The sequence below is a fragment of the Neochlamydia sp. TUME1 genome, assembly GCF_000813645.1.
In the GTDB taxonomy this organism is placed as follows: Bacteria; Chlamydiota; Chlamydiia; order Chlamydiales; family Parachlamydiaceae; genus Neochlamydia.
In genome coordinates, this window is record NZ_JRXI01000075.1 from 1 (window position 1) to 8170 (window position 8170).

Annotated in this window: 8 protein-coding genes and 1 pseudogene; 5 read left to right on the forward strand and 4 right to left on the reverse strand. The window is 34.1% G+C overall.

Going from position 1 to position 8170, the window contains the following annotated elements; translation table 11 throughout:
* Positions 1-1476: 1476 nt before the first annotated feature.
* Positions 1477-1584 (forward strand): annotated as a pseudogene (locus DB41_RS11195) (transposase); the annotation flags it as partial.
* Positions 1585-1855: 271 nt separating this feature from the next.
* On the opposite strand, the gene DB41_RS03310 reads toward DB41_RS11195, so the two are convergent.
* The 3 genes from DB41_RS03310 to DB41_RS03320 all read right to left on the reverse strand — a co-directional run bounded on the left by DB41_RS03310 (position 1856) and on the right by DB41_RS03320 (position 4723).
* Positions 1856-3433 (reverse strand): hypothetical protein, encoded by a 1578-nt coding sequence (locus DB41_RS03310; protein WP_039384287.1) that lies wholly within the window; start codon positions 3431-3433, stop codon positions 1856-1858.
* A gap of 133 nt (positions 3434-3566) precedes the next feature.
* Entirely contained in the window at positions 3567-4106 is a 540-nt protein-coding gene (locus DB41_RS03315; RefSeq protein WP_039384288.1) for a hypothetical protein, read from the reverse strand.
* A gap of 119 nt (positions 4107-4225) precedes the next feature.
* Positions 4226-4723 carry a hypothetical protein gene (locus DB41_RS03320; RefSeq protein WP_039384291.1) on the reverse strand — a complete coding sequence of 166 codons (498 nt, stop codon included), beginning with the start codon at positions 4721-4723 and terminating at the stop codon, positions 4226-4228.
* A 1985-nt stretch (positions 4724-6708) separates the two neighbouring features.
* Between DB41_RS03320 and DB41_RS12075 the strand changes: the two genes are divergently transcribed.
* From DB41_RS12075 to DB41_RS03340, 4 genes are all read left to right on the forward strand, one after another.
* Positions 6709-6888, forward strand: a complete 180-nt coding sequence (locus tag DB41_RS12075; protein ID WP_202965107.1) for a hypothetical protein — start codon at positions 6709-6711, stop codon at positions 6886-6888.
* A 37-nt stretch (positions 6889-6925) separates the two neighbouring features.
* Entirely contained in the window at positions 6926-7171 is a 246-nt protein-coding gene (locus DB41_RS12080) for a hypothetical protein (RefSeq protein WP_202965108.1), read from the forward strand.
* Positions 7172-7185: 14 nt separating this feature from the next.
* Entirely contained in the window at positions 7186-7326 is a 141-nt protein-coding gene (locus tag DB41_RS12085; protein ID WP_039384293.1) for a hypothetical protein, read from the forward strand.
* A 185-nt stretch (positions 7327-7511) separates the two neighbouring features.
* Positions 7512-7907, forward strand: coding sequence for an IS256 family transposase (locus DB41_RS03340; protein WP_039384294.1), 396 nt, complete (start codon positions 7512-7514; stop codon positions 7905-7907).
* Between the two features lie 26 nt (positions 7908-7933).
* Here DB41_RS03340 and DB41_RS03345 read toward each other — a convergent pair whose 3' ends face one another.
* Positions 7934-8149, reverse strand: coding sequence for a transposase (locus DB41_RS03345; RefSeq protein ID WP_368730540.1), 216 nt, complete (start codon positions 8147-8149; stop codon positions 7934-7936).
* Positions 8150-8170 lie beyond the last annotated feature (21 nt).

Sequence of the window (8170 nt, forward strand, 5' to 3'; positions counted from 1 at the left end):
AAGAGCTTTATAATGATTTAAGCGTAAATAAATTATAGCAATTGGGGAGAAAAAATGCTCTCAAAATACTGTTCAAGCATGAAACACCCTTTAAATCATGTCGGACTATCTAAATTTTACTTCTCTTGAAGCCAGCTGCTTAGTGAATAAATAATGGAAACAATTGGCCAACGATCCTCTTGTCCAAAAGAAAGTTGTTTATCAAGACATCGCTTTTAGTAACAAAAAATGGGCTATCTGCTTTGGAAAAAAAGAGAATGAAAGGAGAAGATCTTATAGAAGAATTTTTTTTCTTTACCCCCACGATACCTTTAAAATTCTTAAAAATCCTTGCTTAGCTTTTCCAGGGAAAAGGGTTATTGACACTCATATGCTTGTAAGGATTCCTAGAACTTTAGTGTCCAACTTCTTACCTTAAGTACTCTAAGATCGTTGACAAAGCGATATTTTCCCGATAGTCAAACAGGTTAGGGGCTAATTCCTCGCCTAATTGTTAACGAATTAGGAGATAAGCCTCTTGAGAAATCACAGTGGGTGCTCATGACGAAAGATGTCCTTCCAAGGAATCAGAAAGAAAAAGTATGAGATCCAACAAGGCCTTGTCGCTGATCTTGCTAAAGAACCTCAATCTCCTACGCAGTTTCTTCAGCTCTACAGGCCGCTGTATGTATTCTGGCTCAGCATTTTAATTTTAAGACATGTCTATTTAGCCATAAGCCTTGGACCTATTATACGCATATACGCTATCAAGAAAATTTTTATAGCGCTCAAGTGCAAGGGGGAAGCTGGGATGCTGAGGGCGGCCTGCAGTTTGACCATACTCCTTCAACTAGCGAACGTCATTCAATCGGTATGGTAGCCTTGCGGAAGTTATAGATAATAGGCTTTAAAAAAACTTAGTCTGCATGCCCAACCTTCTGAAAGATCCCCTTATGCTTAACAAAAAGGACTTTATAAAGTATGTAAGTGCATAAAGAGTAGATGAAAAGCGTATAAAAAGGTGCCATGAAAACCTATTCTCTCCTTAATATAGTCCTAGACATCCTTGTATCCCACATTCCGCAGGTTATAGCGATTCCCTGATATTATTTTTATTGATACTGGAAATTACCTTAAGTTTTTATAGAAAATGCTAATCCTGTTTTTTTTAAAGCAAAGAAAGTGAGGACATACACGATGGAAAAGTATAGTGCACGGGTCTTGATCACCTTAAAATTAGTTTTTCTATGAGTGACAAAATTACCCAAGGGATGATGATAGTCCAGGTGGTCTTTTCAGATTCCAGGGTGATTATGATTACAGGGGAAGGGTTAAGTTATTGATAATTCACGGATTATATTTTGCCTTAGGCTCTATACATGAAAGCATAAAAGAATTAACTCTTATTTTAAACTCTAAAAGGATGGCCGTTTTACTGGTTTTAAACCTCCTTGGCATAAATTAGAAGACGAGAGAAGTTAACTTGCGGAATGCCGGATGGATAATACTACCTTCCATAAATCGCAAACCACTCATAAGCTTATCAAAAAGGCAGGGTGTGAGATTCTATTTTTACCGCCCTATTCTACCGATTTGAACCCTATTTAAACCTTTTGAGCTAATTTTAAGAAAATTGTAGCAGCGAACTTAAGCAAGTTTTCTACTCTTGCTCGCACTATTGATTACTCTTTTTTAAGTATATATTGATAAAAAAATATAAAATTTAAATCACTGCATCTAAAACTCTTTGTTTTCGGCGACCATTTACGTAAACCCCTTTGGTTAAAGGATGTTTATTATTCCTTCCTTAACCAAAGGGTCGAATTTATTATTTTGAGTTCATGCTATTTATAGAAACATTTTTCCATGCAAGCGGTTACTCACATTTTTTATGGAATAATATAACATAATCAGCTTCTTGTGCTAAGCTAGGAGACACTCCATAATTTTCTATAAGATCTTTTGAAGTACCGACTTCCCATTTTTCATAATTCCATGGGCCTAACATTTCTGGTAAGTCCTCACAAATTTCATCGAGAACATTCTTTTGTAAAGTCCTGATTTCTTCCAAACTTTTCTCTTTACTAGGATTAAAAAACTCTACTGACCAGTTCGAAGCTAGATAATGTGCAATACTTTCAAGAACCCCTCCTCCAGGCATTTTTGCACCATTTTCTTTAATTTTCTTTTTCACCCTACTGGGAAAACGATGAGAGGGGTGCTCTATCCCCTGCTTATCTACCTTTAAAGTAGATCCTTTAATACTTTGTTGAGAAGAAGAAGGCTTTTGAGTCCATTCCACATCTCTTTTATATTTTTTCTTTTTAAGTCCTATGAGAGTACACATTGTATTTAGCTGATGATTGTATATGCAATCGATTTTACGGACTATACTAACTCCTTCATAGCTATTCTCAATGAGATGTTTATGAAACCATCCTCCTAGAGCTGCTGGGCTGATTTGCGGTTCATAAAAAGTTCCATGAGAGGGAGAATGATATGTTTTTTCTTGAGGTACTGAAGAAATGGTTCGCATCATTTCTATGTCTTTTCTTAAAACAATACTATTGCCTAGAGGAATAGAAGAATGCATATTTTGAAGCGATCCTGTTAGTTCGTTATACTGCAATTCGTAAACTTCTGTAGGCTGTTGCAAACTGCTTAAAGCTTTGATAATATTTTTTATATTTTCAAACTTTTTTTCGGCTTCGCTCACACATTGTGAATACTCCAAGCTATCAGCATTATTTTTTAAGATAGCTTGAGCAGCTTTATCACATTCAATAAATTCGTTTAATTGCTCATTAAAATGTTTATCTAATTCTGCTGGTAGCATTTTTTGATAGCTTTCGAGTGGAATAACATCTTTATTATCTAAGCATAATTTTAATGCTTTTTTAATTCCTTCCAGTTCTAATTCTTGGTTTTGCTGCATTAAAGGCAAACTGGTATGAGATGGCATAACTCTATGAGAATGATTTGCATGTGAATCTGAATCCCTTTCCCTGTCTTTTCTTAAAACAATACTATTGCCTTGCGGAATGGAAGAATGCATATTTTGAAGCGATCCTGTTAGTTCGTTATACTGCAATTCGTAAACTTCTGTAGGCTGTTGCAAACTGCTTAAAGCGTTAATAATATTTTTTATGTTTTCAAACTTTTTTTCGGCTTCAGCCACGCAACGTGAATAATCTGAGCTGTCAGCATTATTTTTTAAGATAGCTTGAGCAGCTTTATCACATTCAATAAATTCGTTTAATTGCTCTTTAAAATGGTTATCTAATTTTGCAGGTAGCATTTTTTGATAGCTTTCGAGTGAAATAACATCTTCATTATCTAAGCATAATTCTAACGCTTCATTTGCTTTCTCTGACTCTGATTCTTGGCTTGGCTGCATATCCATATTAAATGGCAAAGTTACATAAGGACAATTTATATTTATTTCCGGACTCATTATTTAACTCCTTTAATTTAGGGACCTAGTTCGAGGAGAGTAAAAATCTTTCTAAGGATAAATTTATTCAAGCTGTAAGTTTTTCCTGTTTTTTTACTCTAAAAACTTTCTTTAAGCCAATTTTAATTTATTGTTATTTAAACAAAGAAAATACTCTGGGGACCATAGGGCCTACTTTTAAACTTGTTTTAATAACAAAATTAGCTACATTTCCTACTTTTTTAGCCATAATATAAAATTTTTGCTGCTGTAGGTTTATTTCGCAAAAATTACAATCCTCTGATATTATCAATTCAACATTCATACACTCTGCATAAGCTCTTTTAACTTCTTCAATGCCTGCATCTCGTAATTCTGCATCATCCGAATAATTTCCCAAGAGTTGGCCCGCTATTAAGCTCTTATCCATTTGGACATTATTATCAACACGCACTCCCAGCATTTTCTCTAAAACAACTCTAAAAGATTGCCATGTTGTTGAGAGACGAGAAACCTCTAAGAAAACCTTACGAGCTTTAATATCTTCTTCAGTTAAAGGAAAACGATACATTAAACTTTTAACGTGAATACTGGTATAAGTTTCCGCAGGAATATTTTCACTAATTAAATCGGCTACTTTATAGTCAGGTAGGTTGGCAAGGTTTCCTCCGTTTATACGATATTCTGGCTCCATTTTAACTCCTTTTAATTCATATATATAGTTGTGTATGGTATGTTTTTTTAATTTATTTTATTTTGTCTTATAAAAGCTTATGTTTTTACTGAATACGTTTTTATCTAAATATCTTACTATTAAGATAAGATACATTTAGCTATATTACGAGCACCTACTAGTGCTTTATGTTCTTTCAAAGTCTCAGCATCCAAATAGTTACAATCATCCGAAATATAAAGCGTGATGGTCATGCATCTAGCATAAACAATTTTTAACTCTTCCTCCGCACGCGCCTGCTCTCTATCATCGAAAGCAGGATCAAGAGCTAAAAACGATGCTACTAAGTTTCCGTTTATAGCACGTGGATTATCACGGTAACGCGACCTAGCTCCTGCTTCATTAAAAAGTTGGAGAAAGAAGGCTCTCGCTACTTCCCACCCCACTGATAGGTTGGATCTTTCCAAAGTTATCTTTCTAGAGGTTATTTCTGTTTCTTCTCCAAAAAATCTATGCATTACTGTTTTGACAGTTACACTTGTAAAAGTGTTATCTGGAATTTGTTCTCTTATCAAGTCATTAACTTTATAATCAGGTAAACCCACTAGGGTTCCCCCATTTAAACCACTTGCAGTCATATTTTTCCTTTTTAATCGTCTGAATAGTGAACTAATATTTATTTTTTTTGATAAATAACCAACTATATTTACTTAAAAACTCATATGTTTTCCTGCCTTGTAACACTTTTCGGATTACTTTAGTTTTCTTTGTGCCGCGTATAAATAAATCATTATTTGAAATATAAAATATTAGCATCCCAGAACTGAGACAAATAAATTTTACAGTTCTTTTGTTATGCCTTATTCTTTTTTATTTAATACCACTACCGAAAGGAATAATTCCAACAAATCTTGCATATTTTCTATAACTTTTTCATAACCTTTTTCAATTTCCGGAACATTCCTACAGCTCTGCAACATTATCCCGCTTTAATAACTGTAAAAAATGTTGTTCTTACAGCTCTTCAAGCTTTATGCTCAATTGTTCGTGGAATGATAATTTTTCTCTTTCCTGATCCTCTTTCCATAAAAAGGTATTTATGCTGCTTTAACTTTATTTGCTAATTTGCATTTAAAGAATTTGGGTAATTATTATTAAGAAGCCCCTGGAAGGAAAAGCAAGCTTAGGTGATGCGAAATAGTTCGAAAGACAGCAGTGCTAAGAAATCCGTGTACCTTTCCTGATCCAGTAATAAGCTTCTATTTGTTTATGCTTTATATATTATTAAGTATTTACCTCTTTGAAATTCATGGTAGCTACATAAGGTTTTGGCTTTGCAAGCCTATTTTTATATATTAGACTAAATGCTTACTTTGCTGTCGCTTATTGAGGTAAGAAGTAAAAACTATCTCCAGTCTTAATCTTAGGCGCTTTTTACCTTGTTTTGATCTAATAGTTAAATTTTTATTACAATCCAAAACATTAGCTATATAAGATTTTTTTCACAACCTGTCAATCATTTTCCATAAAGCTAAAAGCATTATTGGGCAATGAGAAAAAGCTGCGATTGATTTTTTTTAAGACACAAGCGTCTTAATCTTAGGCGCCTTTTATCTTGTTTTGATCTAATAGTTAAAATTTTTATTACAATCCAAAACATTAGCTATATAAGATTTTTTCCGCAACCTGTCAATCATTTTCTATAAAGTTAAAAGCATTATTGGGCAATGAGAAAAAGCTGCGATTGATTTTTTTCTAAGACACAATCTTGCTAGGAAAAAAGATCTATAAATTAATCGATGCGAGTTATCGGATAAGGAAATAGCTGAGAAAAGGCCTCCAGATGGCTTAAAAGCATTTTTTACCTACAAAAAAACCAAAGTTGTAAGGTTAAAATGATTGAAAAAGATATTCACTTATTAATTTCCATTTTTTGCTAGATAGATGATTCTTGTAGATAATTTAAAGTTGAATGGCACAAAATTTTGTTTAAAAGCCACGCCAAACCACTAATTGGAAAGAGCAATAAAAGAAACAGATGGTCAAAACTATCCTTAAAGTGTAATAGATTAGGACGTAATCTGACATTTGTGATAAAGATAAAGGAAAGAAGTGTTAAAAGCTGAGAAGCTTGAAGCCCTGTCGCCCATTTAAAGTAATAGGACGGAAGTTGAAGTGAGCGGCTCCAAGAGCAGCAAAGAGTGCAAAAAATGCCAAATTTAGCAACTCATCAAAAAGTTATAAAAAATACACTCGGGGTTTCAAAGCTAGCAGAAACATTAGGAAATATATTCTATGCATGTAAAATGATAGAATATTTTAGAATAGCTTTTATAGATTTAAAGAATTTTATGAAAAAGGTGGAGAGGCAGCTCTTCAAGATATGACCAGCAAGCAACTCTACATAAAAAAATAGAGTGGACGAGTCTATTGAAAAATCTGTTGTGAATTTTTCTCTTCAAAAGCCTGCTTATGGACAATTAAAAATATGTAACAAGCTTGAAGAAATAAGAAGTTTTTATTTCGACGGGAGATGGGCGTTCTGTTTGGTTAAAGATACAATCTTTAAGACCTTTCAAAAGCGTCTCAAAGCATTGGAAGCTTAAGATGGCTTTAAGCATAAATGATATTAACAGAGGACCAACTAAAAGCTCTTGAAAAAGCTAGGGAAGAAAACGAAGCGCATGGCGAAATTGTAACTGAGCATTTAGGCTATTTATTATTTCAAAATAATTATTACGTAGGCACTATTAAGGTGTTTAGACGCATTTATCAACATACCGTGATTGGACACCTATTTTAAGGTAGCTTTCGTCAAGCTATACGATAGGAAAAATGCATTGGTAGCGCAGATATGCTTAAATGATCAAGTCATTCCTTGGTTTAAAAAGCAAGATGTTCGCGCTTTAAGAATATTGACCGATCATGGTACAGAGTACTGTGGAGCAAGAGAGAATCATGAGTATGAGCTTTATTTGGCTATCGAAAATATTAGCCATTCTCGCACTAACGCCAGACATCCTTTAAACCAATGGAATCTGCGAAAAATTCTATCAGGCCATCCAAAAAAGAATTTTATGCCCTAGCTTTTAGGAAGAAAGTGTTTAAAAATGTTGAAGAACTACAAGAGGATGTAGATAAATGGATGAATGAGTATAATAATGAGAGAACACATACAGGAAAGTATTGTCTTGGCAAGACGCCTTTAGAAACATTCTTAGATGCAAAACCTCTTGCGTAAGAAAAGATATTAGATAAGTTACAATTAACAGAAATAGTATCTGTCAGGGGTCTGTCAAAAAATCTGTGTAAATAAATAATAAGGAAAGTAGACTTTTATTATACTTTCAAAAGCAAATCAAGCTGCGAACGAAGCGAAGCGGAGTTTGCAGCTGCTAATCATTTATACAAATGGAGATAGACAATATGTCAATTCCTGAAAAATTTGATCTACACTCTGAGCTTGCTAAATGTAAAACCGTTGACGATCTGACAGGGAAAAATGGCCTTGTTCAGCGCCTAATTGGCAACATGTTGGAGCAGATGCTTCAAAAAGAAATGGATGAGCATCTGGGTTATGAGAAGCATTCATCCAAAGGACACCTGTCAGGCAATAGCCGCAATGGCCATGCCAAGAAAACAGTTAAAAGTAATCACGGTGCTATTAATTTACAAGTACCTAGAGATCGTAAAGCAGATTTTGAACCTATAGCAATGAAAAAACCCCAAAGAAATATTAGCTCGTTCGATGATAAAATTATCTCCATGTATGCTAAAGGCATGACCACCCGAGATATACAATCTCATGTGCAAGAGTTATAGTGGTTTAAATTTTAAATTTCTTGTTATTAACATATACTTAAAAAAGAGTAATCAATGGTTTGAGCAAGAGTCGAAAACTTACTTACGTTTGCTGCCACGATCTTCTTAAAATTAGCCCAAAAGGTTTCAATAGGATTTAAATCTGGAGAATAAGGCGGTAAAAATAAAATCTCACACCCTGCCTTTTTGATAAGCTCATGAGTGGCTTGCGATTTATGGAAGGTAGCATTATCCATAATCAGAACTTGCCCCGCTTTAAGCTC

Excerpts from the sequence above, each read along its gene's own strand:
- DB41_RS03320 (WP_039384291.1), bottom strand. The coding sequence starts at position 4,723 with ATGACTGCAAGTGGTTTAAATGGGGGAACCCTAGTGGGTTTACCTGAT.
- DB41_RS03340 (WP_039384294.1), top strand. The coding sequence starts at position 7,512 with ATGTCAATTCCTGAAAAATTTGATCTACACTCTGAGCTTGCTAAATGT.
- DB41_RS03310 (WP_039384287.1), bottom strand. The coding sequence starts at position 3,433 with ATGAGTCCGGAAATAAATATAAATTGTCCTTATGTAACTTTGCCATTT.
- DB41_RS03315 (WP_039384288.1), bottom strand. The coding sequence starts at position 4,106 with ATGGAGCCAGAATATCGTATAAACGGAGGAAACCTTGCCAACCTACCT.
- DB41_RS12075 (WP_202965107.1), top strand. The coding sequence starts at position 6,709 with ATGATATTAACAGAGGACCAACTAAAAGCTCTTGAAAAAGCTAGGGAA.